Here is a 25,159-nt window from a genome sequence, read left to right on the forward strand (position 1 = left end):
CCCTTCTTCCCCCACCCCCCGGACTTCGTCCCCCTGACGCAGAAGGCCTCAACGATGACGGCTCCCCTCCTCGAATCCGACGCGCCCGCCGCGAAGAGACCCGATCCCGCCGCCGAGCGTCGCCGCCGCCGAGCGGAGCGTTACGCCGAAGCCGCGTCCGCCGGCTGGAAGGTGTGGCTGGTCAAGATCGTCGCGCTGGCGATGATCGACGCGGCCGCGGTGTACGCCGTCATGGTGCTCGCGGGGACCGGACAGTGGGCTGTCGCCGCGGCCGTCGCGCTCATCGCGGTCGGCGTCAACGTCGTCTACCTGACCCCGGGTCTGCTGCCGGCGAAGTATTTGACGCCGGGGCTCATCTTCCTGCTGATCTTTCAGATCTTCGTCGTCGTGTACACGGTCTACATCGCCTTCACGAACTACGGCTCGGGCCACAACTCGACCAAGGACGATGCGGTGAACGCGCTTCTGCTGCAGTCGCAGACGCGCGTGGCCGACTCGGCGACCTACCCCATCACCGTCGTCGAGCAGGGGGGCGTGTTCTCGTTGCTGGTGACCGACCCCGAGACCGGCGACGCTCTGGTCGGCACGACCGACGAGGCCCTCGAGCCCGTGGACGCGGAGTTCTCCAGCGGGCGCGCCGTGTCGGCGGACGGCTACACCAGCCTCGACTTCGCGAGCATCATCGCCAATCAGGCCGAGATCGGCGCGATCGCCGTTCCCGTCTCGGACGACCCCAACGACGGGTTCCTCCGCACCACCGACGGCTCGAACGCGTACCTGTTCACGTCGAGCCTGACCTGGGATGCCGCGGCCGACACGATGACCGACACCACCGACGGCACGGTGTACCGCGACACCGGCACGGGCGCCTTCACCGCCGATGACGGGACCGAGCTTCTGCCCGGGTGGGTGGTGACGGTCGGCGCGGACAACTTCGTGCGCGCCTTCACGGAGGAGTCCATCCGCGGCCCCTTCGTCGCGGTGGCGATCTGGACGTTCGTCTTCGCGTTCCTGTCGGTGGCCACGACGTTCGTGCTGGGCCTCTTCCTCGCGATCGTGCTGAACGATCCGCGCATGAAGAGCCGCAAGTACTACCGCGTCGTGATGATCCTGCCGTACGCGTTCCCCGCCTTCCTGTCAGCGCTGGTGTGGGCCGGCATGTTCAACCAGGACTTCGGGTTCATCAACCAGGCGATCCTCGGCGGGGCCTCGATCCCGTGGCTGCAGGATCCGCTGCTGGCGAAGATCGCGATCCTCATCGTGAACCTGTGGCTGGGCTACCCGTACATGTTCCTCGTGTGCACGGGGGCTTTGCAGTCCATCCCCGACGACATCACCGAGGCGGGGCGCGTGGACGGCGCCAGTGTGTGGCAGGTCTTCCGCCACATCAAGTTCCCGCTCCTGCTGGTGTCGGTGGCTCCGCTTCTGATCTCGTCGTTCGCGTTCAACTTCAACAACTTCAACCTGATCTACATGCTCACCGGCGGCGGACCGCGATTCGCGGATGCCGCGATCAACGCCGGCGCCACCGACATCCTGATCTCGATGGTCTACAAGGTCGCCTTCGTCGGCCAGCTGCGTGACTTCGGTCTGGCCAGCGCGTTCTCGATCGTCATCTTCCTGCTCGTGGGCGTGATCTCGTACATCGGGTTCCGCCAGACCAAGGCTCTCGAGGAGCTGAACTGACATGGCCACCGACACCGCGACCGTCACCCGTCCCCGTCGTCCGGCGCCGGCGCCTCGCCGGTCGTTCGGCACCTGGTTCCGACAGACCGGGTGGCGCCACCTCGTCGGCATCGCGATGCTGATCTTCTCGGCGTTCCCCCTGTTGTACGTGCTGTCGGCGGCGTTGAACCCGGGGGGAACCCTGCTCACCGCGAACGGGCTCTTCCAGACGTTCAGCATCGACAGCTTCATCCGGTTGTTCTCTCTGCCGCAGCAGCCGTTCGCGGCCTGGTTCGTCAACTCTCTCGTGATCGGGCTGGCGACCGCGGCGGGGACGGTCTTCCTCGGTGCTCTCGCCGCGTACTCGTTCTCGCGCATGCGCTTCACGGGTCGACGCTTCGGTCTGCTGAGCCTGCTGCTGGTGCAGATGTTCCCGCAGCTCCTGGCGTTCGTGGCGATCTTCCTTCTCATGACGACGATCGCCGACGTGTTCCCCGCGATCGGACTGAACACGCAGATCGGGCTCATCATGGTGTACCTCGGCGGCGCGCTCGGGGTGAACACGTACCTGATGTACGGCTTCTTCAACACCGTTCCCGCATCCATCGACGAGGCCGCCAAGATCGACGGTGCCGGTCACGCCCGCATCTTCTTCACGATCATCCTGCGTCTGGTGGCCCCGATCCTGGCGGTCGTGGGGCTGCTGTCGTTCATCGCGACGATGAACGACTTCGTGCTGGCATCCGTGATCCTCGTCGATCCCGCGAAGCAGACCCTCGCGGTGGGCCTCTACCAGTTCGTGTCGCAGGAGACGGCGACCAACTGGTCGGTGTTCGCGGCCGGGGCGGTGCTCGCGGCGATCCTGCCGATGGCGCTGTTCCTCGCGCTGCAGCGCTACATCGTGGGAGGGCTCACGGCCGGCAGCGTCAAGTGAGCCCCGGCCCGTCGCGCTTCGCGCGCTTCTAGACTCGGATGCCATGCGAGCACTCACCGAGAACGAGGTGCGCGACGCGTTCGTCAACGCCGCACCGGACGAGCTGCGAGTCGTGGCTCTGCCGCACGACTTCCTACTGACCGATTGGGATCACCTCGACTTCTGGGCGTGGCGGGATCCCCGCACCCGGGGCCGCGGCTATCTCGTGACCGAACGCGACGGGGAAGCGACCGGGGTGGTTCTCCGGGTCGCCGACGGGCAGTCGCGGGCACGGTCGGCGATGTGCAATCTGTGCCACACGATGCAGCCGGGCGACCAGGTGGCGCTTTTCACGGCGCGCAAAGCCGGGGCCGCGGGGGAGCAGGGCGATACGGTCGGAACGTACATGTGCGCCGACCTGTCGTGCCACGAGAACGTGCGCCTGGCGATGCCCCTGGCGCCGAGTGAGATCCGCGGGAGTGTGGACATGAAGATCGACGGCACGAAACGCCGTACCGAGGCGTTCGTCGAGCGGGTGCTCGAGACGGCCGGGGTGGAGCGGTGAGCGGGCGCGTCGTCGTGATCGGCGACGCCCTGATCGACGAGCTGCGCGATGACCACGGCGTGCGCGAGTTCGTCGGTGGCGCGGCGCTGAACGTCGCGGTGGGGCTGTCGCGCCTTGGCGTGCCCGCTTCGCTCATCGCGATGGTCGGCGACGACGCCGCGGGCGAGCAGATCCGGGCGTACCTCGCAGAGTACGACGTCGACCTGCTCCCGAGTCCGTCGGAGCACGGCTCGTCGCGTGCGGTCAGCACGCGGTCGGCGGGCGGCGAGCCGGAGTACGTCTTCAACGACGCCGCGCAGAACCGCCGCGTCCACTACGGCGACGCCGAGCGCCAGGCGCTGGCCGACGCGACCATGGTGGTCGTCAGCTGCTTCCCCTTCGACGACGCCGAGCAGACGGACGCGCTCCTGGATGCCGTGGGCTCGGCGTCCGCGTCGCTCGCGATCGATCCGAACCCCCGCGCCGGCATGCTGCACGACCGCGACGCGTTCGTGCGCGGTTTCGAGAAGGCCGCCGCCCGCGCGCAGCTGGTGAAGGTCGGCGAGGATGACGCGCAGCTGCTCTACGGCGGCCCGTTGGAGGACCTGCGCGAGAAGCTGACGGGCCTCGGCGTGGATGCCGTGCTCGCCACCTACGGCGCCGGGGGAGCCGCGATCGACGCGGACGGGATGACGGTCTCGCGCGGTATCGCCGACCTCCCTGGCCGCATCGTCGACACGATGGGCGGCGGCGACGCGGTGCTCTCGACCACCGTCGCGCTCGTGCGCGAGGGCCTGCCCGAGGACGAGGCATCCTGGGGCTTCGTGTTGGACCGTGCGATGGAAGTGGCCGCGGCGACCTGCCGCAGCGAGGGAGCGCTCCTGCGCATCCCGGAGTGACCCCGCCCCGTGTTGGAACCATGCCCTCGGGGAGGGTAAGGTAGGTGATCGCGCCTCTGGTCGACTGTGAAAGCCGGGCGGGTGCGCACCTGGCGAGTTACCCAAGCGGCCAAAGGGATCTGACTGTAAATCAGACTGCATTGCATTCGGGGGTTCGAATCCCTCACTCGCCACCACCAACACCAGCAAGAGCCCCGGGAGACCGGGGCTTTTCGCTTTTCTTGCGCCTTCCCCGCCCGGGTTCCTGCCCGATGATCCGGCCGGCCTCCATCCGGACGACGACGTCGGCTTCGGCGATGAGCCGGTCGTCGTGGCTGACGCACACCACGGCGGTGCCGCGCGCCGTCTCGTCAGCGATCGCGTCGCGGATGAGCGCCGCACTGGCGGCATCCAGGGCCGTGGTCGGCTCGTCGAGCAGGAGCAGGTCGGCGCCGCGGGCGAGGCCCTGCGCGAGGAGGGCGCGCTGACGCTGACCGCCCGAGAGGGTGGCGAACGGCCGGCGGTGGAGGGCCGTCATGTCGACGCGGCGCAGCGCGTCATCGACGGCGGCTCGGGCCTCGCGGTCGAGGCGGCGCATCGCTCCGACGCGCCCCCAAGCGCCCACGACCACGACGTCGCGCACGGTAAGCGGGAGGCGCTCCGCGACCGCGGCGCGCTGCGGCACGAACGCGCGCGCCCGCGCGTCGACGACGACCGTGCCCGCGGAGGGGGCGCGCGCTCCGGCGAGCACCTCGATGAGCGTCGACTTGCCCGAGCCGTTGGGGCCGACCACCACGGTCAGGGCGTGCCGAGCGATGTCGAGATCGACGCCGTCGACCGCGCGCGTGTCATCGAAGTCGACGCGGATGCCGCGCAGTGCGGCAGCGGGCGAGAGTCGGGTGATCGGGGGCATGGCATCCATTGTATGAGTTTGAGAATCGTTCTCATTACGGATACGGTCGACTCCCGTGCCGTGGTTCACCGATCCCCTCTCCCTCGAGTTCGTGCAGCGCGCGCTCCTTGGCGGCGTTCTCGTGGCCGTGCTGTGCGCGGTCGCCGGCACCTGGGTGATCGTGCGAGGCATGGCGTTTCTCGGCGAAGCGCTCGCGCACGGCATGCTTCCCGGGGTGGCGCTGGCCACCGTCCTCGGGCTCCCCGTCCTGCTCGGCGCAGCCGTCAGCGCCGTGGTGATGAGTTTCGGCATCGGCGTGCTGCAGCGTCGGGCGCGGCTGTCCTACGACACGAGTATCGGGATGCTGTTCGTCGGCATGCTGGCCCTCGGCGTCATCGTCATCTCCCACGCCGGAAGCTTCGCGACGGATGCCACGGCGATCCTGTTCGGTGACATCCTCGCCGTCGGGACCGGTGACCTGGTCGTGCTCGTCGTGGCCACGGCGGTGGGCGTGGCCTCCGCGGCGTTCTTCCACCGCTCTCTCGTGGCCCTGGCGATCGACGAGCGTGTCGCCCGCGTTCTGCGACTGCGTCCCCGGGTCGCACAGACCGTGCTCGTGGGGCTGGTGACCCTCGCGGTCGTGGCCTCGTACCAGGCCGTGGGCTCTCTGCTCGTGGTCGGCCTCTTGGTCGCCCCGGCCGTGGCCGCCCGGCAGTGGACCGAGCGCGTCCCCACCACCATGGCACTCGCCGCCGTGATCGGTTCGGCCGCCGTCTGCGCGGGACTTCTCGTCTCGTGGCACGCGGCCACCGCCGCCGGCGCCACCATCGCCGCCACCGCGATCGCCGCAGCCGGCGTGTCCTGGGTCCTCCGCGCGGGGATCGACACCGTTCGGCGCCGCCTGGTCGCGCCCGATCTCGTCCCCGCCTGATGCAGAAAGCCTCCATGTCTCACCGTTCTCCCCTTCGTCCTTTCGTCCTGTCGCTCGCGATGGTGCTCGCGCTGACCGGGTGCGCGGCGAACGGTCCGACGGCATCCGTGACCGAACCGGCCCCCGACACCCACGGCGAGATCGCCGGGGCCGAAGAGCTCGCGGAACCGGCGCTCGGTCTCACCTCGATCGATGCCCAGGGGCAGGTGTCCCACCTCGACCTCCTCGACGAGACGACGGTGGAGCTCGGGGCGGTCCGTGCCCCGCGCGCGGTCCACAGCGACGGCCGCTACCTCTTCGCGATCGACGAGACCGGCGTCTCGGTCGTCGACAGCGGGGTGTGGACGTGGGATCACGTCGACCACTTCCACTACTACCGCGCCGAGGCGCGCGTCCTCGGCGACGTCGAGGGGGCGGGGGCGGCGACGGTCGCGACGTCGAACTCGTCGACCACCGGCGGAACGGGCGTGTTCTTCCCCGAGTCCGGCGACGCCGTGCTGCTGGACACCGAGGCCCTCTCGAAGGGGCGGCTCGTGGAGTCCTTCCGTCTTTCACGCGAGCCCGGACCCGGCATGGTCGTGCCCGCCGGATCGTTCGCCGCGGTCGCCGCGGGCGACGAAGTGACGCTGCACACGGCGGACGGCGCCACCACGGGTGAGCCGGTCGCGTGCGAGGCCGCCGCCGGGACCCTCACCACCCGCGTGGGGGCCATCATCGGATGCCAGGACGGCGCGCTCCTCATCCACGTCGAGGACGAGCGGCCGGTCGTGGAGCGTATCCCGTATCCCGACGGCGTGAACGCACCGCGGGCCACGACTTTCGCGAACCGCGAGGGGCGTCTCCGCGTCGCGGCTCTCGCGGGCGACGCCGGCATCTGGATGCTGGACACCCGCGCCCGCACGTGGACGCTCCTTCCCGTGCCCGAGCCGGTCGTCCAGGTCACCGCGGTCGACGACGCCGACGCGAACGTGCTCGCACTGACCCCCGACGGGCGCGTGCTCGTGCTCGACGGCGAGACGGGCGCCATACGCGCGGCATCCGTTCCCCTGGTCGGGGCGAGCCTCGCCGCAGGCGACCCCGTGACCCTCGTGGCCGACCAGCAACGCGCGTACCTCAACGGTCCGGCGGAGGGACGGCTGTGGGAGATCGACTTCGCCGACAACTCCCGCCTCGCCCGTGAGTTCGAGACCGCTTCCGCGCCCGTGTTCTTCGCCGAGACGGGACGCTGATATGAAACTCTCCCGCCTCGCGGCTTCGCTGCTGCTCGCCGGAGCGCTGCTCACCGGCTGCGCATCCAGCCAGGGCGAGCGCCCGCTCGTCGTGGTGTCGACGAACATCCTCGGCGACGTCGTGTCGAACCTCGTCGGCGACGACGTCGAGGTCCTGACCCTCATGCGCCCGGGCGCCGATCCGCACTCGTTCGAGATCTCGGCATCCGAGGCGGCCCGCGTGCGTTCGGCCGACCTCGTCGTCTCGAACGGGCTGGGGCTCGAGGAGGGCCTGCAGCAGCACCTCGATGCCGCCGCCGACGCCGGTGTGGCCGCCTTCGTCGCGGGCGACGTCGTCGACGTGCTGCCGTACACCTCGACCGACGCCGGGGGTGCGGACGACCCGCACTTCTGGACCGACCCCGCGCAGACCATCGCCGTCGTCGACGCGCTGGTCCCCGTCCTCGAAGGCGTGGACGGGGTGGATGCCGCCGCGATCGCCGCGCGCGCGGCCGACTACCGCGAGGCCCTCGAAGCCCTCGACGCCGACATGATGACCGCCTTCGCCGCCATCCCCGAGGCTCGGCGCGCCCTGGTCACGAACCACCACGTCTTCGGCTACCTGGCCGAGCGCTTTGGGTTCCGCGTCGTGGGCGCCGTCATCCCTGGCGGGACGACCCTCGCGGCCCCGAGCGCGAGCGATCTCGCCGATCTCGTCTCGGCGATCGACGAGGCGGGGGTGCGCACGATCTTCGCCGAGTCGTCGCAACCCGACCGCTTGATGAAGGCGCTCGCCGAGGAAGCCGACGTGGACGTGACCGTCACCGAGCTCTTCACGGAGTCGTTGACGGATGCCACCGGGGGAGCCCCCGACTACCTGACCATGATGCGCGTCAACACGGAGCGCATCGCGACCGGCCTGTCGCCCTGAGCGCCCGGCCACCCCAGAGAAGAAAGAAGAATCACATGCGCACCCTTCCCCTCCGACGCGCGGGCGTATTCGCGCTCGCGGTCGGCGCCACCGTCGGACTCGCCGCGTGCTCCGGCGGCGCCGGCGGCGGTTCGGCCGCTCCCGCCCCCGGCTCGTCGTCGTCGGCCGCCGACGAGACCGGAACCCGCGTCGCGCTGTCGTACCCGGGCGGCATCGTCGTCCTCGACGGCGAGACGCTCGAGGTCGTCGGCGACGTCGACTCCGAGGAGTTCACGCGGCTCAACTCCGCCGGCGACGGTCGGCACGTCATGGTGACCACCACCGCCGGCTTCCAGGTGCTGGATGCCGGGACGGCGCAGGACGAGCCCGTCCTCACCGACCTGGTGTTCCCCGCCGAGAAGGCCGGTCACGTCGTCGTCCACGGCGGCAAGACGGTGCTGTACGCCGACGGCACGAGCGACACGACCGTGTTCGACACCGACGCCCTGCTGGCATCCACCGACGAACTCCCCGAGACCGAGACGATCCCGGGCGTCGAGGCGCACCACGGTGTGTCGATCGTGCTGGAGGACGGCTCCTTCGTTACGACCGTGGGCAACGCCGACGGGCGCACGGGCATCGTCGTGAAGGACCCGTCGGGTGCGACCGTCGCCGAGAGCGCCGACTGCCCCGGCGTTCACGGTGAGGGCACCGCTCAGGACGAGGTCGTCGTGTTCGGGTGCGAGAACGGCGCGCTCTTCTTCGACGACGGCGAGATCACCAAGCTCGACGCTCCCGACCAGCCGTACGGGCGCACCGGCAACCTGTTCGTCAGCGAGACCAGCCCGCTGGTGATCGGCGACTACAAGGACGACCGGGATGCCGAGGGCTACCTGCTGAACCGCATCGCCCTCATCGACACCGCAGCCAAGACCCAGACCGTCGTCGACATGCCCGAGGGCGCGGAGTACACCTTCCGTGACCTCGCTCGCGGCCCCGGTGACCTCGGCTACATCCTCGCCTCCGACGGCTCGATCCACGTCTTCGACCCCGAGGCCGGCGCTTTCACGGACGCGTTCCCGGTGATCGACGCGTGGGAGGGTCCGGCCGAGTGGCAGGACGCGCACCCCGCCATCAAGGTCAGCGGTGACATCGCCTACGTGACCGAGCCCGCCAAGAACATGGTGCACGCGGTCGGCCTCACCACGGGCGAGGTTCTCACGAGCGCGACGCTCGAGGTGACGCCCAACGAGATCGCCCTCACGCGCTGAGTGCGACGAGCCGCCCCGGGACTTTCCCGGGGCGGTTTCGTGCGCTCACGCCGATTCGCGCCAGACGATCGGGCTCTCCAGCAGGATCGGGGCGTCGAAGGTCTGACCGTCGAGCTGGGCGAGGACGGCGCGGGCGGCGGTACTGCCGAGCTGGTCGGCGGGCTGGTGCACGGTCGACAGCGGGGGGTCGCAGCGCAACGCCCACGAGCTGTCGTCGAAGCCGACGATGCCGACGTCGTCCGGCACGCGGCGCCCCGCCTCGCGCAGGGCTTCCAGCGCCCCGGCGGCGACGGCGTCGCTGGAGGCGAAGATGCCGTCGACATCGGGAGCCCGGTCGAGCAGACGCTTCATGCCCGCCTTGCCGTCGGAGAACGAATAGAACGGCACGCGTTCGACGAGCTGCGGATCGAAGCCGGCGCCGAGGGCGTCGACGAACCCGGCGAGGCGGTCGGCGCCGGAGTCGCGGTCGAGGGCCGCGGCGACCATGCCGACGCGGCGACGGCCCGTGCCGACGAGCCGCCGCGTGATCTCGCGCGCAGAGCCCCGGTTGTCGATCGCCACGTGGGCGGCATCGCCGATGTCGCGAGGGTTTCCGACGAAGGCGGCGGGCAGACCCAGCTCGACGACCGCGCGCGTGATGGGGTCGCCGACGCGGGCCGAGACGATGATGACACCGTCGATGAGTCCGCCGCTGAGGTAACGCGCGAGCCGGTCGACGTCGCGCGGGGTGTCGGCGATGAGGCAGGACAGCTGGTAGTCGGCCTCGGACAGGGCGCTGTTGGCCCCCAGCAGAATGGACGCGATGTTCGGGTCCTCGACGAACAGCGAGTGCGGTTCGTGCACGATCAGGCCGATCGCCTGGGAGCTGCGCATCACGAGGCTCCGCGCGGCGCGATTGGGAACGAATCCGACCTTCGCGATGGCCGCCTCGATCGCGGACCGGGCGTCTTCCGACACGTACGGCTGCCCGTTCAGCACGCGGCTCACCGTGCCCCGCGAGACGCCCGCCTCGAGGGCGACGTCCTTCACGGTCGCGCGACGCCGACGCTCCGTTTCCACGCCCCGATCCTAGGGGGAGGAGGGGCCCTCTGTGAACGAGCACAGATTGGTAACGAAGCCTTGACGCGGAAAACGCGGGATGTCACTCTGTGTACGTTCACAGAACCTCGACGGTGAGGCATCCGCTCGAATCTGTGCACGTTCACAGAACGAGGAGCAGGATGACCGATCGCACCACCTTTACTCACGAGGGCATCGCCTTCGGGTGCGACTACAACCCCGAGCAGTGGTCGCCCGAGGTCTGGGACGAGGACATCCGTCTCATGCGCGAGGCCGGGGTCGACCTCGTCGCGATCAACATCTTCGGGTGGTCCCACCTGCAGCCGGCCTCCGACGCGTTCGACTTCGCCGCCCTCGACGACATCCTGCAGCGACTCCACGACGCCGGGATCCGCGTCAACCTCGGCACCGGCACCGCGTCGGCCCCCGCGTGGCTGAGCCGGGCCTACCCCGAAGTGCTGCCCATGGCCGAGGACGGGACCCGCCGGTACCCGGGTGGGCGTCAGGCCTGGTGCCCGAGCTCGCCGATCTTCCGCACGGCATCCCTGCGTCTGGTCGAAGCGGTCGCCGCCCGCTACGGAGCGCACCCGGCGGTGGCGCTATGGCACGTCTCGAACGAACTGGGATGCCACAACGCCCTCTGCTACTGCGACGAGAGCGCCGCGGCGTTCCGCCTCTGGCTGCGCGAGCGGTACGGGTCGATCAGCGAACTGAATCGCGCGTGGGGGACCGCCTTCTGGAGCCAGACGTACCACGACTGGGAGGAGATCCTGCCGCCGCGGGCGGCGCTGTCGGCCCGCAACCCCGGTCAGCTGCTCGACTTCCACCGTTTCAGCTCGGACGCCGTCTTCGCGCAGTACCGCGCGGAGGCCGACGTGCTCCGCCGTCTCAGCGACCGCCCGGTGACGACGAACTTCATGGTCACCGCGCACATCGAGAACATGGACTACTGGTCGTGGGCCGCCGAGATGGATGTCATCGCCAACGACCACTACCTCGACCACCGGCTCGGCGACCCCCGGAGCGAGCTCGCCTTCGCCGCCGACCTCAGCCGCGGCCTCGCCGAGGGAGCGCCCTGGATCCTCATGGAGCACTCCACCGGGGCGGTGAACTGGCAGCCGCTCAACCTCGCCAAGGAGCCCGGCCAGCTGCTGCGCAACTCTCTCACGCACGTCGCGCGCGGCGCGGACGGGGTGTGCTTCTTCCAATGGCGGGCGTCGGTGCAGGGCGCCGAGAAGTTCCATTCCGCGATGCTGCCCCACGCCGGCACCGACTCCGCGGTGTGGCGCGAGGTCGTCGAACTCGGAGGGATCGTCGACCGCCTCGGCGAGGTCGCGGGCTCCCGGGTGGTGGCGGATGCCGCGCTGGTCTTCTCGTGGGAGGCGTGGTGGGCCACCGACACCGAATGCCGTCCGAGCCAGGCGGTCGGATACCTCACGCAGGTGCACGCGGTCTACGCCGCGCTGCACCTCCAGGGCCTCACGGTCGACATCGTCCGACCGGGCGCCGACCTGTCGGCCTACCGCTTCGTCGCGGTACCGGGACTCCACCTCCTGCGCGCCGACGAGGCGGCCGTCCTGACCCGCTGGATCGATGCGGGCGGGACCGCCGTGGTCACCTTCAACTCGGGCATCGTCGATGAGAACGACCGCATCTGGGCGGGCGGCTACACCGGTCCGCTGCGCGAGGCGCTCGGCATCCACGTCGAGGAGTTCGCGCCCGTCGCCCCCGGTGTCGGGATCGCGCTCGACGACGGTACGGCCTCCCGTCTCTGGAGCGAACGCCTCCGTGCGACGACGGCCGAGACCGTCGCCCGCTTCGTCGACGGCCCGGCGGCCGGGTCGCCCGCGATCACGCGCAATGCCCACGGGCGGGGGAACGCCTGGTACTTCGCCACGCAACTGGAGCCCGCCGCCCTCGCCGACCGGCTCGGTGCGATCGCGCGCGAGGCGGGCGTCCGCCCGCCCGTCGAGGTCGATGCCCCGGGGGCGTGCGAGATCGTGCGGCGGCGCGGCGAGACCGCGTCGTACGTCTTCGTCGTCAACCACGGCGACACCGAGCTGGTCGCCGACGTGCGCGGCGCCGAGCTCGTCACGGGAACGGCGGTCGACGGACGACTGCCCGTTCCCCCCGGCGCCGTGCGCGTCGTCCGAGAGGAGAACCACTCATGACCGCTCCCGTCGCCACCGCGGCACCGGCCGGGGCATCGACGCCCCGGGTGCGCCGCCGCATCCCCCACAAGGGAGCGATCGTGGCCTTCATCGCCCCGTTCGTGGTGCTGTTCGTGCTCTTCTACCTCGTGCCGATCGGCTACGCGGTGTGGAAATCTCTGCTCGTCGTCGAGCGGGACGGCACGTTCGGTCAGGCCCGCGAGGTGTTCGGTGGGCTGGCCCAGTACGCACTGGTGTTCCAGAACACCGCGTTCTGGACGTCCGTCGGGCGCGTCCTGCTGTTCGGTGTCGTGCAGGTGCCGGTGATGCTGGGACTCGCGCTCCTGTTCGCGCTGCTGCTGGACTCGCCGTTGCTGCGCGGCAAGCGGTTCTTCCGTCTGGCGTTCTTCGTGCCCTACGCGGTGCCGGGAGTGATCGCGGCGATCATGTGGGGGTTCCTGTACTCCCCGAACCTGTCGCCGTTCCCCGCGGTCACCGCCAACGTCGACCTGCTGTCCGCCGACCTGGTGCTGTGGTCCATCGCCAACGTCGTGACGTGGGTGTTCGTGGGCTACAACATGCTCATCATCTACTCGACGCTCCTGGCGATCCCGCAGGAGATCTACGAGGCCGCACGCATCGACGGGGCGGGTCAGGCCCGCATCGCGTGGTCCATCAAGATCCCGCTCGTGCGGCCCGCTCTCGTCCTCACCGGCGTGCTGTCGATCATCGGAACCCTGCAGCTCCTCGCCGAACCGCAGACCTTCCGGTCGTTCAGCTCGGCGGTGACGAGCACCTTCACCCCCAACATGACGATCTACGCGACCAGCTCGATCCCGAACGTCTCCCTCGCCGCGGCGTTCTCGGTCGTGCTCGCGCTGGCGACCTTCGTGCTGTCGTTCACCTTCCTCCGTCTCAGCCGTCGTGGAGTCCAGTCATGAGCGCGCTCGCCCCCCACCCCACCGACACCCGCACGCTCACGACGGGCCGGCGCGCCGCGCGGCGTCCCGTGGCGACCGGCCCGCGCGAAAGCATCGTGTCGCGCACCACGGCCATGGTCGTGATGTCGATCTTCACGCTCTACTTCCTCATTCCGCTGTGGTGGCTCGTCGTGGCATCCACGAAGGACCGCGGACAGCTCTTCAGCACCAACGCGCTGTGGTTCGCCGACTTCCGGTTCTTCGAAAACGTGGCGCAGCTGTTCACCTACCGCGACGGGGTGTACCTGAAGTGGCTGGCCAACAGCGCCCTGTACGCCGGCGTCGGCGGTGTCATCGCGACCATCGTGGCCGCGATGTGCGGCTACGCGCTGGCGAAGTACCGGTTCCCGGGCCGCGAAGCGATCTTCAACACCGTCCTCGGCGGCGTCCTCGTGCCGGCGACGGCCCTCGCCCTGCCGCTGTTCCTGCTGTTCAGCCAGGTGCAGCTCACCGACACCTATTGGGCGGTGCTGCTGCCCAGCATCGTCAGCCCCTTCGGCGTCTACTTGGCGCGGGTGTTCGCCGAGGCATCCGTGCCCGACGAGCTCCTCGAGGCCAGCCGCCTGGACGGGGCGGGGGAGGTGCGCACGTTCTTCACGGTGTCGATCCGCCTGATGTTCCCCGCGCTGGTGACGGTGTTCCTGTTCCAGTTCGTCTCGATCTGGAACAACTTCTTCCTGCCGCTGATCATGCTGCGCAGCGAAGAGCTCTTCCCCGTCACGTACGGCCTCTACGCGTGGAACTCCACGATCAACCAGTTCCCCGAGCTGCGCACGTACGTGCTCGTCGGCTCACTCATCTCCATCGTCCCGCTCATCGTGACGTTCCTGCTGCTCCAGAGGTACTGGCGCACCGGGCTCGGCACGGGGGCCCTCAAGTAACGAACCTCCCGTCGGCGCGACCGACGGGCCAACCGAGAGAAGGAATCATGCAGCACAAGAAGAGAGCGGTCAGTGTCGCCCTGCTCGCCGCGGGCGCCCTGGTCATGGCGGGATGCTCGGCGTCGAGCACCGGCGGCGGCGACGCGGCGTCGTGCGCCCCCGCGGGCGAGGACGTCACGCTCACGTTCACCTCGTGGATCCCGGGCATCGAGGATGCCGTGGCGATCTGGAACGAGCAGAACCCCGACATCCAGGTCGAGGTGCAGACCGGCCCCTCCGGCAACGCCGGCACGTACCAGAACTTCTTCAACCAGCTGCAGGCGGGGAACGCCCCCGACCTGGGCCAGATCGAGTACGACGCGCTGCCGAACTTCCGCGTGCAGGACGGACTGGCGAACCTCGGCGCGTGTGAAGAGGTCGTCGCCGCTCAGGACCAGTTCGTCGACTGGACCTGGAAGCAGGTAACGCTCGGCACCGAGAACGAGGTCTACGGTGTGCCGCAGGACGCCGGCCCCATGGCGTTGTTCTACCGCAGCGACCTGTTCGCCCAGAACGGCATCGAGGTTCCCACGACGTGGGACGAGTACCGCGAGGCGGCCGTGAAGATCCGCGAGCTGGGGGGATACATCACCAACTTCTCGCAGAGCGACATCAACCAGTTCGCCGGCTTCGTGTGGCAGGCGGGCGGGCAGTGGTTCGCCAACGACGGGGACGCGTGGCAGGTCGATCTGACCGACAGCGTCTCGACCCAGGTCGCCGACTACTGGCAGGGTCTCATCGAAGACGACCTCGTCTCGTCGTACCCGGCGTGGACCGACGAGTGGAACAACGCCTACAACACCGGTGAGGTGTGGACGTGGAACTCCGCCGTGTGGGGCGCCAACTCCATCTCGAGCGGCGCTCCCGACACGGCCGGCAACTGGTCGGTCGCGCAGAGCCCGCAGTGGGAGGCCGGTCAGTCGGCGGCGGGGAACTGGGGTGGATCCTCCATCGCGGTGTTCAAGTCGACCGAGCACCTCTACGAGGCGGCGAAGTTCGCGCTGTGGCTCAACACGTCGGAGGAAGCCCTGACGTCGCTGAACACGACCGCGGCGATCTACCCCGCGACCAAGGACGGCCTGTCGCTGCCGTCGCTGCAGGAGGGCGTGCCCTTCTACGGTGACCAGAAGATCTACGACGTCTTCGCCGAGGCCTCCGGCCAGGTCGACCCCAACTTCGTGTGGGGCCCGACCATGACCCAGGTGTACGCCGACGTGTCGGACGGCTTCAAGTCGGCCGTCGCCGGTTCGGGGACTCTGGCCGAGGCACTGGCCTCCGCTCAGGAGAAGACCATCGCGACCCTCGAGGCGCAGTCGATTCCGGTCGCGGAGTAACCGCGGGCATGATCCATCACCTCCGCGCCGCGGGCGTCGACCTCATCATCGACGCCCGCGGCACGGCGGCGCCGGTCGTGGTGCATTGGGGCCGCGCCCTCGGTGACCTCGACACCGCCGCCCTCACCGCCCTGGCCGACGCGAGCGCACCCGCCATCGCCCCGAGTTCGATCGACCGCCCGTTCCGGGTGAGCGTCGTCCCTCTCCTCACGGAAGGCTGGACCGGGCGTCCCGCCGTCGAGATCTCCCCCCACGCCGCCGCGCTCCGCCACATCGGGACCGGCCGCGACGGCGACGCCGTCCTGACGATGCTCGCCCTCGGCGGCGCCCGGATCGAACTGCGGTACGCCCTCAGCCCCGAGGGCGTTCTGCTCGTGGACCGCCGGGTGCGCAACGACGGCCCCGCCGACATCGAGGTGCGCGCCCTCGCCGCCCTCCTGCCCGTGCCGTCGCGGGCCCGCGAGGTGCTCGACTTCACCGGCCGCTGGGCCGGCGAGCGCGAGCCGCAGCGCCTGCGTCCGGGCCACGGCGTGTGGGCGCGTGACACGCGCCACGGCCGAGGCGGACACGACGATCCTTTCCTGTTCACGGTCGGGACTCCCGGGTTCGGGTTCCGCCACGGCGAGGTCTGGGCCACGCACGTCGCGTGGAGCGGCGACCGCTCGGTGTGGCTCGAGCGCAGCGACCTGGGTGCGTCCGTGGTCGGGGCCGGAGAACGCCTCGACGGTCACGTGCTCGCCCCGGGCGAGACCTACGCCGCCCCCACGGTCGTGGCCGTCTGGTCGGACGAGGGTCTGGACGGGCTCTCCGCGCGCCTGCATCCGTGGGTGCGGTCGTGGGCCGCCCCGCGTGGCCCGCGCCCGGTGACCCTGAACACGTGGGAGGCCGTGTACTTCGACCACTCGCTCGAGCGGCTCACGCCCCTGGTCGAGGCGGCCGCCCGAGTGGGCGCGGAACGCCTGGTGCTCGACGACGGCTGGTTCCACGGCCGCACCGATGACCGCCGGGCGCTCGGCGACTGGACGGTCGACGAGCGGGTGTGGCCGGACGGCCTCGGTCCTCTCATCTCCCGCGTCTCGGAGGCGGGGTTGCAGTTCGGGCTCTGGGTCGAGCCCGAGATGGTCAGCGCCGACTCCGACCTCGCGCGCGCACACCCCGACTGGATGCTGACGCCCGCGGACGCGGTGTCGTGGCGGTGGCAGCACGTGCTCGACCTCACGCATCCGGATGCCTGGCGGCACGTGTTCGACAGTCTCGATGCCCTGCTGACGCAGTACCCGATCGCGGCGCTCAAGTGGGACCACAACCGCGACCTCCTCGTCCCGCACTCCGGCGGGCAGGTTAGGGCGTTGTACCGGCTGCTCGACGCGCTTCGCGCCGCCCACCCGGACGTCGAGATCGAGTCGTGCGCGTCCGGGGGTGCTCGCATCGATCTCGGCATCCTGCGGCGCGTCGACCGGTTCTGGACGAGCGACACCAACGATCCCCTCGCCCGTCAGCGGATCCAGCGGTGGACCGGCATCCTCATCCCGCCGGAGTTCCTCGGATCCCACGTGGGCGACGAACGTGCGCACACGACCGGCCGGACGGCCTCGATGGCGTTCCGTCTCGCGACGGCGCTGTTCCTGCACGCCGGCATCGAGTCCGACATCTCGCGGCTCGACGACGCTCAGCTCGACGTCCTCGCGCGATGGACCGAGGTGTACCGCACGCACCGTGCCCTGGTGCACGGGGGCACGACCGTCCGGTCCGACGATGCCGACCCTGCCCTGCTGCAGCACGGCGTGGTCTCGCCCGACCGCACCGAGGGACTGTTCGCCTACGTCGCCCTGGATCGTTTCGAGGCGGCGCTGCCGTCGCCGATCTCGCTGCCGGGCCTCGACCCGACCCGGCGCTACCGCGTGCGGGTGTGCGATGTCGGTGCTCCCGTGCGGACGGTCCAGGATGCCGATCCCGCGTGGCTCGCGAACGGAATCGAGCTCCCCGGCTCGGTGCTCGCCGAGGGCGTGCTGACGGCGCCGCTCCTGGCCCCGGGGGAGGCGCTCCTCCTTCACGCCGTCGCCCTGTGACGACAGACGAATCGCCCCGTCCCGGGTTCGGGACGGGGCGATTCGTCGTGGGGCGCGGGTCGGTCAGTCGTCCTCGGGGGTGAAGGGGACGCTGCCGGCGCTGCAGTACGAGCCCGGGGAGTGCACGAGGTGCGCGATGCGCAGCTCTGCGTCGGCGTCGCCGGACATCTGCGGACGCACCTCCGGCGAGGCGTTCCACTGGAACTGCTCGCTGTCGGGGAAGCGGCGGGCGTGGGCCTCGAGCCCCAGCGGCAGCAGGCGCATGCGTCGGTCCACCCACTCGGCATCCCAGGGCCCCTCCGTGCGGATCTGCTCTGCCGCGCGGAACTCGTAGTAGATGGTGCGGCGCAGACGGTTGCCGGTGACGGCCTCCGATCCGTGCACCACCATGACGTCGTGGACGAGCACGTCTCCGGGCTCGAGCTCCACCTGGACGACGCCGGGTGCGTCCCACCCGAACTCGTCCTGCAGCTGGCAGACGTCGACGGGGGCGAGGTGCGACCCGGGAGCCACGCGGAGCGCGCCTTCCCCGGCTTTCGACGCGTCGAGGTAGACGTCGATGTTGAAGATGCGGTGCGTACGGGGGTGCACGGCATCCTGGTGCCAGTCGATCGCGGCGCCATCGCCGGTGTCCTTGAAGACCAGGGATTCGTAGGTCGGCACCAGGTCGGGGCCGGCGAGGCTCTCGGCGATGCCGAGCACCGCGGGCGAACCGAGGAGCTCGAGCGAGGCGGGGGAGCCCTTCCCGTGGAGGTAGTCGACGCGGAACATGCGGCGGGCACCGCCCCGGGTGGCCCACTGGTAGTCGGGCCCCTCGGGGTGGTCGGGGCCGAGGGCGCGGCCGGCGGCGATCCAGTCATCGGCGGCGTCCTGCAGGCGCGCGAGCAGGTCGGCGGGGATCCGCCCGGGGAGGACGACGTAGCCGTGTGCGTCGAAGTGCGCGATCTGCTCGGGGGTCAGGTGGTACGGCGAGGTCGACACCGAGGGCAGTGTCGGCGCGAGCGAGGTCATGAGGTTCCTTTCTGTCGCCTCGGCGAGGCGTCCCCTCACGCTACGAGCCGAAGAAAGACGATCTCATCGCGTACAGACCTCGGTTCTTCCGGGATACTCGGATCATGGGTTCCGCGATCTCGTCGTTCGACCTCGCGTGTTGGCGGGGAGCGGTGCCGCGCATGTCGGTGGCGCACACGCACGACGACCTCGAGTTCAACACCGCTCCGGTGGATCTGGAGTACCTGATCGACGGGCGTCAAGTGGTCATCCCCGCGGGAGCCCTCGCGGTGTTCTGGGCGGCGCGCCCGCACCAGCTCGTTCGCGACTCGGGCGAGAGCGCGCTGGCGTGGCTGACCGTTCCGTTGGCGCAAGCGCGGGGATGGCGCCTGCCCGGCGCGTTCCTCGCGCGGATGTTCGCGGGCGAGATCGCGGTGGCGGGAACCGCCGTCGGTCCGCTGGCCCTCGCCGACCGCGTCGAGTCGTGGAGCGACGAGCTGGCGGCGGCTCACCCCCTGCGCCGCGCCGCGGTGGGGGAGGTGCAGGCGTTCGTCCTGCGCGCGGCGCACGCGGTTGCTCCTGCGGCGCCCGCGGGTCGCGCTGGCGGAGGCCTGAGGGCGGATGTGGCCGACATGGCGGCGTGGATCGCCCGTCACGCGGCGGAGGACATCTCCGTCGCAGACGTCGCCGCGCAGGTCCACCTGCACCCGCATCACGCGATGTCGGTGTTCCGGGCGGCTCTGGGCGTCACGGTCGGCGAGTACCTCGCGCAGTGCAGGATCGCACGGGCGCGCGAGCTGCTGCTCATGACGGATGCCGGCATCCCCGACATCGCGGCATCCGCGGGGTTCGGCTCGCTGAGCCAGTTCTACGCCCGGTTCCGCGAACACACCGGGGAGGCGCCGGCCGCGTACCGGCGTCGCCACGGAGGGTGACACGGCGCTAGCAGGAGGCGAGCAGCGCCCGCGACTTCGTCTCCAGGAAGGACACCAGCGCGCCGAGGACATTGACCTCGTTGCCGAGGTTCACCAACTCGACCGCCGTGAGCTCGATCGTGGTGTCGCGCGCCTCCATCGTGGCCTTCCAGCGGCCTTCGCTCCCGGCGATCGGCTGGAGGTACGTGATGGTCGCCGCCTCGCTCAGGTCGACGACGATCAGTCCGCGACGGGCGTCGGCGTCGTCCTGCTGCTCCAGCACACGGATGTCGCTGCCGGTGAGATAGCCGAGGCTTCGGAACTCGTCGAGCCACTGCTCCAGCAGCTGCATGTCGAGCAGATCACGTACAGGCACGGCGGACTCCGTCTCGGCGCTCGGGCGGCGCTCACGTCATTATCCCGTGCCGGGACGCGGACGTGACCGTACCATCATTTAAGCGTCTTAAATAGTGAGCCGAATTATTCACAGATCTAGGCAGTCGCCCATACTGTGGAGCCATGTCGTCCCGTCCCGCTCTCTCCCTCGCGCTCGACGCCTACGTCGAGGCGCGGCGCTCCGCGGAGCTGGCGACACGGGCCGAGCTGCGGCTCAGTGAGACCGAGGTGCGGGCACTGCTGCGCATCCGCGAGCGTCCCGGCATCCGGCCCTCCGAACTGCGCGACCACCTGGGCGTGACGTCGGCCGGTGTGACGACGCTGGTCGACCGGCTCGTCGAGCGCGGTCTGGTGCGTCGCGAACTCGACACCGCGGATCGCCGGATGAACCACATCCACCTCGAGGTCGACCTGGATGCCGTGCCCTGGTCACGGCTCGACCGCTTCGCGCGCGACCTCGATGGTGCCGTCGACGCCGAGCCGGCGTCGACGACCGACGACTTCGCGGAGACTCTGCACCGCATCATCCGCGCGGCGCAGGGTCCGCGCTGATCCCCGTCGCCCCATCGAACGCCGTCTGCAGGGCCGACCGCACGGCTCGGATGCCGGGACGCTCGGCCGTACCGCGCCGCACCGCCGTGAAGATCTCCCGTCGCGGCCGCCCGGGGAGGTCGAGGAGCCGGGTCGCCGGCTCGTCGCCCCCGAAGACCAGCGCCGGGATCATGCCGACCGCGTGACCGGACGCCACCAGGCGCACGTGTGCGGTGAGGTCGGCGAGCTCGAAACGCACGTCGGGTTCGAATCCCGCGGCGCGGCACTGTTGCGTCGCCCAGTGGCGGGCAGCCGTCCCCTCCGGCTCCATCACCCACGCCCGCTCGCTCAGGTCGGTGATCGACGCGGCGTCGTCGCCGTGCGCGACGGCGAGGTGGATGGCATCCCTTCCGAGCGTGCGCCGCTCGAGGAGCTGGCGCTGCTCGCGCGTGTGCCCCGGATACTGTTCGGCCACGGCGAGATCGAATCCCCGCGCGGCGACCTCGAAGAGGCTCTCTTCGGGCGCGAGCTCGACGACCTCGACACGCAGTCCCGGCTCGGTCTCGGCGAGGGCGCCCAGAGCGCGCGGGAGGATGCCGTGCGCGGCGGACTGCATCACCGCCAGTCGCACGGGGGCGCGTGACGGCTGCAGCGACTCGAGCTCGGCCCTCGCGGCCTCGTCGGCGGCGAGCATGCGGGCCGCGTGCGCGGCGAGGGCTTCTCCCTGTGCCGTGAGGCGCACGCGCCTGCCGTCCGGCTCGAGCAGGGGAACGCCGGCGTCGCGTTCGAGCTGCGCGAGCTGCTGCGAGATCGTCGACGGGCTGAACGAGAGGGCATCCGCGACCGCCGCCAGCGTGCCGCGCATCGACAGCTCGTGCAGGAGCCGCAGACGACGAAGGTCGAACATCCCGCTCCGTTCAGGTTTCGCGAACAATACCGTTCGCAAATCATCGCTTTTCTCGATCGTACGCCGGCCGCACACTGAGGGCATCCGAGGAAGGATCCCCATGTCGCTCACCGATGTCACCCCCGCCGAGATCGCGCCCGCCGACCTGGCCGACGACGCCGTCGCGCTCGTTCGACGCTGGCTGGCGGAAAGCCGTTCGGAGCCCGTCGATGCGGCGGCCACCCGACTCGCCGGTGTGCTGCGTGACCCGAACGGTCTGGCGTTCACGGTGGGATTCGTCGACGGTGTCGTCCGACCCGAAGACCTGCGCGTCGCGGCCGCCAACCTCGCCGGTCTCGCACCGCTCGTCCCCTCCTTCCTCCCCCTGCATCTGAAGGCCGCGATCCGCCTCGGCGCGCTCACCGCCCCGATCGTGCCCCGGGTGGTGGTCCCGGCCGCTCGCGCGGCGCTGCGGTCGATGGTGCGTCACCTCATCGTCGACGCGAGCGACCGCCGCCTGGGGGATGCCATTGCCGCCATCCGCGGCCGCGGCGAGGGCATCCGTCTCAACGTGAACCTCCTCGGCGAGGCGATCCTCGGGAAGAAGGAGGCGGCTCGCCGTCTGGAGGGCACGCGGCGCCTGCTCGCCCGCGACGACGTCGACTACGTCTCGATCAAGGTCTCGTCGACCGTCGCGCCGCACACCCCGTGGGCCTTCGACGCGGCGGTGTCGGACGCGGTCTCGGCCCTGCGCCCCCTCTACCGGGTGGCGAAGGAGACCGGGACGTTCCTGAACCTCGACATGGAGGAGTTCAAGGACCTCGATCTGACGTTGGCGGTGTTCGAGACGCTGCTCGGGGAGGCGGAGTTCCACGACGTCGAGGCCGGCATCGTGCTGCAGGCGTACCTTCCGGATGCCCTCGCCGCGATGATGCGCCTGCAGGACTGGGCGGCGGCGCGCGTGGCATCCGGTGGCGCCGCCATCAAGGTCCGCGTCGTGAAGGGCGCGAACCTGCCGATGGAGCGCGTGGATGCCGATGTCCACGACTGGCCCCTGGCGACCTGGCCGTCCAAGCAGGCCACGGATGCCTCGTACAAGGCGGTGCTCGACTACGCTCTGCGCCCCGAGCACACGGCGCACGTGCGCATCGGCGTCGCGGGGCACAATCTCTTCGACATCGCGCTGGCCTGGCTGCTGGCAGAACGGCGTGGCGTCACGGGCGGTGTCGATGTGGAGATGCTGCTCGGCATGGCCACGGCGCAGCAGGCGGTGGTGCGGCGCACCGTCGGCTCGATCCTGCTCTACACGCCGGTCGTGCACCCGCAGGAGTTCGACGTCGCGATCGCCTACCTCATCCGCCGCCTCGAAGAGGGCGCTTCGAGCGAGAACTTCATGTCGGCGGTGTTCGATCTCGACACGCACGAGGCGCTGTTCGCGCGGGAGCGCGACCGGTTCCTCGCGTCTCTCGCGGACATGCCGGAGGGTGTGCCCGCGTCGCACCGCGTGCAGGACCGCACCGCGGTGCCGGAGCCCGCTCCGCGGGAGGGCTTCCGCAACACCCCGGACTCGGACCCCGCGATCGCGGCGAATCGCGCGTGGGCGGCGGAGATCGTCGCGCGCATGGCGACGTCGCGCCGGGGTGCTGAGACGATCGCCGAGCACACCGTGTCGGACGAGGCGGTCCTCGATCAGCGCATCCGCGCCGCCGCCGCTGCGGCCGCCGCGTGGCGTGACCTCGGCGCCGATGCCCGCGCCGAGATCCTCCACCGGGCCGGTGACGCGCTCGAGGCGCGGCGCGCCGAGCTCGTCGAGGTGATGGGGGCCGAGTGCGGAAAGGTCGTCGAGCAGAGCGATCCCGAGGTGTCGGAGGCGATCGACTTCGCGCACTACTACGCCGAGCAGGCGCGGCACCTGGATCGTGTCGACGGTGCCCGCTTCACGCCGGTGGGCGTGACGGTGGTGACCCCGCCCTGGAACTTCCCCGTCGCCATCCCCGCTGGCTCGACCCTCGCCGCGCTCGCGGCCGGGTCCGCCGTCGTGATCAAGCCGGCCGCGCTCGCCGAGCGCTCGGGAGCGGTCATGGTGGAGGCACTGTGGGAGGCGGGCGTCCCGCGCGACGTGCTGACGCTCGTGCAGGTCTCCGAGAACGACCTCGGCCGGCAGCTGCTGACCCACCCGGCCGTGGAGCGCGTGGTGCTGACGGGCGCGTACGAGACGGCGGAGCTGTTCCGCTCGTTCCGGCCCGACCTTCCCCTGCTGGCCGAGACGAGCGGCAAGAACGCGGTGATCGTGACCCCCAGCGCCGACCTCGACCTCGCCGCGAAGGACGTCGCACTCTCGGCCTTCGGCCACGCGGGTCAGAAGTGCTCGGCTGCGTCGCTGGTCGTTCTCGTCGGGTCGGTCGCCACGTCTCGCCGGTTCCGGGACCAGCTCGTCGACGCGGTCACCTCCCTCGAGGTGGGGATGCCGTGGGACGACGCCGCCCGCGTGGGACCGCTCATCGAGCCCGCGCAGGGCAAGCTGCTGCGGGCGCTGACGACCCTCGAGCCCGGCCAGCGGTGGGTCGTCGAGCCGCGCCGCCTCGACGAGGACGGGCGACTGTGGCGACCCGGCATCCGCGAGGGGGTCCAGCCGGGGAGCGAGTTCCACCGCACGGAGTACTTCGGACCCGTGCTGGGCATCATGACCGCCGAGACGCTCGACGAGGCGATCGAGATCGTGAACGCGATCGAGTACGGCCTCACCTCGGGACTGCACGCGCTGGACGAGGCCGAGATCCAACGGTGGCTGTCGCGCATCGAGGCGGGGAACGTCTACGTCAACCGCGGCACGACGGGCGCGATCGTGCAGCGGCAGCCCTTCGGCGGGTGGAAGAAGTCGGCGGTCGGAGCGGGCACCAAGGCCGGCGGTCCGCACTACCTCTTCGGATTCGGGACGTGGACGGATGCCGAGTCCTCCGCGCCGCGCGGGGGAGATCCCCTCGTCGGGTCGGCGTCGGCGGCCGTTCCGGCAGAGGACCGCGAGTGGCTCGCTTCCGCTCTGGCATCCGATGCCGCCATCTGGTCGAGCGAGTTCGCCGTCGCGCGTGACGTCACGGCGCTGCAGTCGGAGCAGAACGTGTTGCGGTACGCCGCGGTCCCGGTGACCGTGCGTCTCGAGGACGCGCGCGACGTCGCTCTCGTCCGGGTGGTGGCTGCGGGCGTGCGGGCCGGGTCGACCGTGACGGTCAGCGCCGGCCGCGAGCTGTCGCCCGCGGTGCGGGCCTGGCTCGAGGGCGCGGGCGTGGCCTCCGCGATCGAGGACGCCGGCGCGTGGGAGCGTCGAGCGGCTCGTCTCGTCCGCACCGGCGGCCGTGTGCGCCTGCTCGGCGGTTCCCCGGACGCGTTCGCCGCGATCACCGACGGATCGCCCGCTGTCGCGGTGTACGCGGGTGAGCCGACCCGCTCCGGCGAGGTCGAGCTGCTGCCGTTCCTCCGCGAACAGGCGGTGTCCATCACGGCCCATCGCTTCGGCACGCCGCGGCGATACACGGTGCCGCCGCTCGTGGCGCCCTGACAGTCGGATGAGGTGACGGCGCGCGCGCTCGTGACGCTCCGGCGGGTGGGCTGCGCCGCGGCGTGCCCGCTTCCGGGGCTCGGGCGGCTGGGCGACGCCGTCGTGTGCACCTCCGGGACTTTGACGAGGCGGCGACGCCGTGGTGTCCGCGCTTCCGAGGGT

General features: G+C 70.6%; 21 protein-coding genes and 1 tRNA gene. 17 read left to right on the forward strand and 5 right to left on the reverse strand.

Annotated features, from left to right (window positions below):
• The first annotated feature begins 54 nt into the window (after positions 1 to 54).
• The 5 genes from MHY30_RS07460 to MHY30_RS07480 all read left to right on the forward strand — a co-directional run bounded on the left by MHY30_RS07460 (position 55) and on the right by MHY30_RS07480 (position 4,197).
• Entirely contained in the window at positions 55 to 1,686 is a 1,632-nt protein-coding gene (locus MHY30_RS07460; protein ID WP_239276311.1) for an ABC transporter permease subunit, read from the forward strand.
• A 1-nt stretch (position 1,687) separates the two neighbouring features.
• Positions 1,688 to 2,599: a sugar ABC transporter permease gene (locus MHY30_RS07465; protein WP_239276244.1), complete on the forward strand. Its 912-nt coding sequence runs from the start codon at positions 1,688 to 1,690 to the stop codon at positions 2,597 to 2,599.
• 43 nt (positions 2,600 to 2,642) lie between these two features.
• Positions 2,643 to 3,143: an FBP domain-containing protein gene (locus tag MHY30_RS07470; RefSeq protein WP_239276245.1), complete on the forward strand. Its 501-nt coding sequence runs from the start codon at positions 2,643 to 2,645 to the stop codon at positions 3,141 to 3,143.
• A complete protein-coding gene (locus MHY30_RS07475; protein WP_239276246.1) occupies positions 3,140 to 4,021 on the forward strand; it encodes a PfkB family carbohydrate kinase in 882 nt (293 codons plus the stop codon). Before MHY30_RS07470 ends, MHY30_RS07475 begins: the two co-directional genes overlap by 4 nt.
• A 91-nt stretch (positions 4,022 to 4,112) precedes the next feature.
• Positions 4,113 to 4,197, forward strand: a tRNA-Tyr gene (locus tag MHY30_RS07480).
• Here MHY30_RS07480 and aztA read toward each other — a convergent pair.
• On the reverse strand, positions 4,185 to 4,913 hold the full coding sequence (aztA, locus tag MHY30_RS07485; protein WP_239276247.1) for a zinc ABC transporter ATP-binding protein AztA: 729 nt from the start codon (positions 4,911 to 4,913) through the stop codon (positions 4,185 to 4,187). The genes MHY30_RS07480 and aztA overlap by 13 nt on opposite strands.
• 55 nt (positions 4,914 to 4,968) lie before the next feature.
• Between aztA and aztB the strand changes: the two genes are divergently transcribed.
• The 4 genes from aztB to aztD are packed head-to-tail and all read left to right on the forward strand — an operon-like array spanning position 4,969 to position 9,212.
• Positions 4,969 to 5,823 carry a zinc ABC transporter permease AztB gene (aztB, locus tag MHY30_RS07490; protein WP_239276248.1) on the forward strand — a complete coding sequence of 285 codons (855 nt, stop codon included), beginning with the start codon at positions 4,969 to 4,971 and terminating at the stop codon, positions 5,821 to 5,823.
• Positions 5,824 to 5,837: 14 nt separating this feature from the next.
• Positions 5,838 to 7,052, forward strand: a complete 1,215-nt coding sequence (locus MHY30_RS07495) for an ABC transporter (protein ID WP_239276249.1) — start codon at positions 5,838 to 5,840, stop codon at positions 7,050 to 7,052.
• A gap of 1 nt (position 7,053) precedes the next feature.
• Complete coding sequence (gene aztC, locus MHY30_RS07500; protein ID WP_239276250.1) at positions 7,054 to 7,962, forward strand: zinc ABC transporter substrate-binding protein AztC; 909 nt, start codon at positions 7,054 to 7,056, stop codon at positions 7,960 to 7,962.
• Between the two features lie 35 nt (positions 7,963 to 7,997).
• Positions 7,998 to 9,212 carry a zinc metallochaperone AztD gene (gene aztD, locus MHY30_RS07505; RefSeq protein WP_239276251.1) on the forward strand — a complete coding sequence of 405 codons (1,215 nt, stop codon included), beginning with the start codon at positions 7,998 to 8,000 and terminating at the stop codon, positions 9,210 to 9,212.
• Between the two features lie 45 nt (positions 9,213 to 9,257).
• Here aztD and MHY30_RS07510 read toward each other — a convergent pair whose 3' ends face one another.
• On the reverse strand, positions 9,258 to 10,271 hold the full coding sequence (locus MHY30_RS07510; protein WP_239276252.1) for a LacI family DNA-binding transcriptional regulator: 1,014 nt from the start codon (positions 10,269 to 10,271) through the stop codon (positions 9,258 to 9,260).
• Between the two features lie 161 nt (positions 10,272 to 10,432).
• Here MHY30_RS07510 and MHY30_RS07515 point away from each other — a divergent pair, with 161 nt between their 5' ends.
• Genes MHY30_RS07515 through MHY30_RS07535 form a run of 5 tightly spaced genes read left to right on the forward strand, consistent with a single transcriptional unit; the run spans position 10,433 to position 17,724 of the window.
• Entirely contained in the window at positions 10,433 to 12,442 is a 2,010-nt protein-coding gene (locus tag MHY30_RS07515) for a beta-galactosidase (RefSeq protein ID WP_239276253.1), read from the forward strand.
• Positions 12,439 to 13,362 (forward strand): carbohydrate ABC transporter permease, encoded by a 924-nt coding sequence (locus MHY30_RS07520; RefSeq protein WP_239276254.1) that lies wholly within the window; start codon positions 12,439 to 12,441, stop codon positions 13,360 to 13,362. Before MHY30_RS07515 ends, MHY30_RS07520 begins: the two co-directional genes overlap by 4 nt.
• Positions 13,359 to 14,282, forward strand: a complete 924-nt coding sequence (locus MHY30_RS07525) for a carbohydrate ABC transporter permease (protein WP_239276255.1) — start codon at positions 13,359 to 13,361, stop codon at positions 14,280 to 14,282. The genes MHY30_RS07520 and MHY30_RS07525 overlap by 4 nt, the downstream gene beginning before the upstream one ends.
• Positions 14,283 to 14,329: 47 nt before the next feature.
• Positions 14,330 to 15,655 carry an ABC transporter substrate-binding protein gene (locus MHY30_RS07530; protein ID WP_239276256.1) on the forward strand — a complete coding sequence of 442 codons (1,326 nt, stop codon included), beginning with the start codon at positions 14,330 to 14,332 and terminating at the stop codon, positions 15,653 to 15,655.
• Positions 15,656 to 15,663: 8 nt separating this feature from the next.
• Positions 15,664 to 17,724 (forward strand): alpha-galactosidase, encoded by a 2,061-nt coding sequence (locus tag MHY30_RS07535; protein ID WP_239276257.1) that lies wholly within the window; start codon positions 15,664 to 15,666, stop codon positions 17,722 to 17,724.
• Between the two features lie 63 nt (positions 17,725 to 17,787).
• Here MHY30_RS07535 and MHY30_RS07540 read toward each other — a convergent pair whose 3' ends face one another.
• Entirely contained in the window at positions 17,788 to 18,735 is a 948-nt protein-coding gene (locus MHY30_RS07540; RefSeq protein WP_239276258.1) for a phytanoyl-CoA dioxygenase family protein, read from the reverse strand.
• 104 nt (positions 18,736 to 18,839) lie between these two features.
• Between MHY30_RS07540 and MHY30_RS07545 the strand changes: the two genes are divergently transcribed.
• Positions 18,840 to 19,649: a helix-turn-helix domain-containing protein gene (locus MHY30_RS07545; protein WP_239276259.1), complete on the forward strand. Its 810-nt coding sequence runs from the start codon at positions 18,840 to 18,842 to the stop codon at positions 19,647 to 19,649.
• A gap of 7 nt (positions 19,650 to 19,656) precedes the next feature.
• Here MHY30_RS07545 and MHY30_RS07550 read toward each other — a convergent pair whose 3' ends face one another.
• Positions 19,657 to 20,004 carry a hypothetical protein gene (locus tag MHY30_RS07550; RefSeq protein WP_239276260.1) on the reverse strand — a complete coding sequence of 116 codons (348 nt, stop codon included), beginning with the start codon at positions 20,002 to 20,004 and terminating at the stop codon, positions 19,657 to 19,659.
• 143 nt (positions 20,005 to 20,147) lie between these two features.
• Here MHY30_RS07550 and MHY30_RS07555 point away from each other — a divergent pair, with 143 nt between their 5' ends.
• A complete protein-coding gene (locus MHY30_RS07555) occupies positions 20,148 to 20,576 on the forward strand; it encodes a MarR family transcriptional regulator (RefSeq protein ID WP_239276261.1) in 429 nt (142 codons plus the stop codon).
• On the opposite strand, the gene MHY30_RS07560 is transcribed toward MHY30_RS07555, so the two are convergent.
• A complete protein-coding gene (locus tag MHY30_RS07560) occupies positions 20,548 to 21,462 on the reverse strand; it encodes a LysR family transcriptional regulator (RefSeq protein WP_239276262.1) in 915 nt (304 codons plus the stop codon). The genes MHY30_RS07555 and MHY30_RS07560 overlap by 29 nt on opposite strands.
• Before the next feature lie 100 nt (positions 21,463 to 21,562).
• Between MHY30_RS07560 and MHY30_RS07565 the strand changes: the two genes are divergently transcribed.
• On the forward strand, positions 21,563 to 24,997 hold the full coding sequence (locus MHY30_RS07565; protein ID WP_239276263.1) for a bifunctional proline dehydrogenase/L-glutamate gamma-semialdehyde dehydrogenase: 3,435 nt from the start codon (positions 21,563 to 21,565) through the stop codon (positions 24,995 to 24,997).
• The last annotated feature ends 162 nt before the right edge of the window (positions 24,998 to 25,159 follow it).

This window comes from Microbacterium sp. ACRRU, assembly GCF_022346945.1.
Classification (GTDB): Bacteria; Actinomycetota; Actinomycetes; order Actinomycetales; family Microbacteriaceae; genus Microbacterium; species Microbacterium mcarthurae.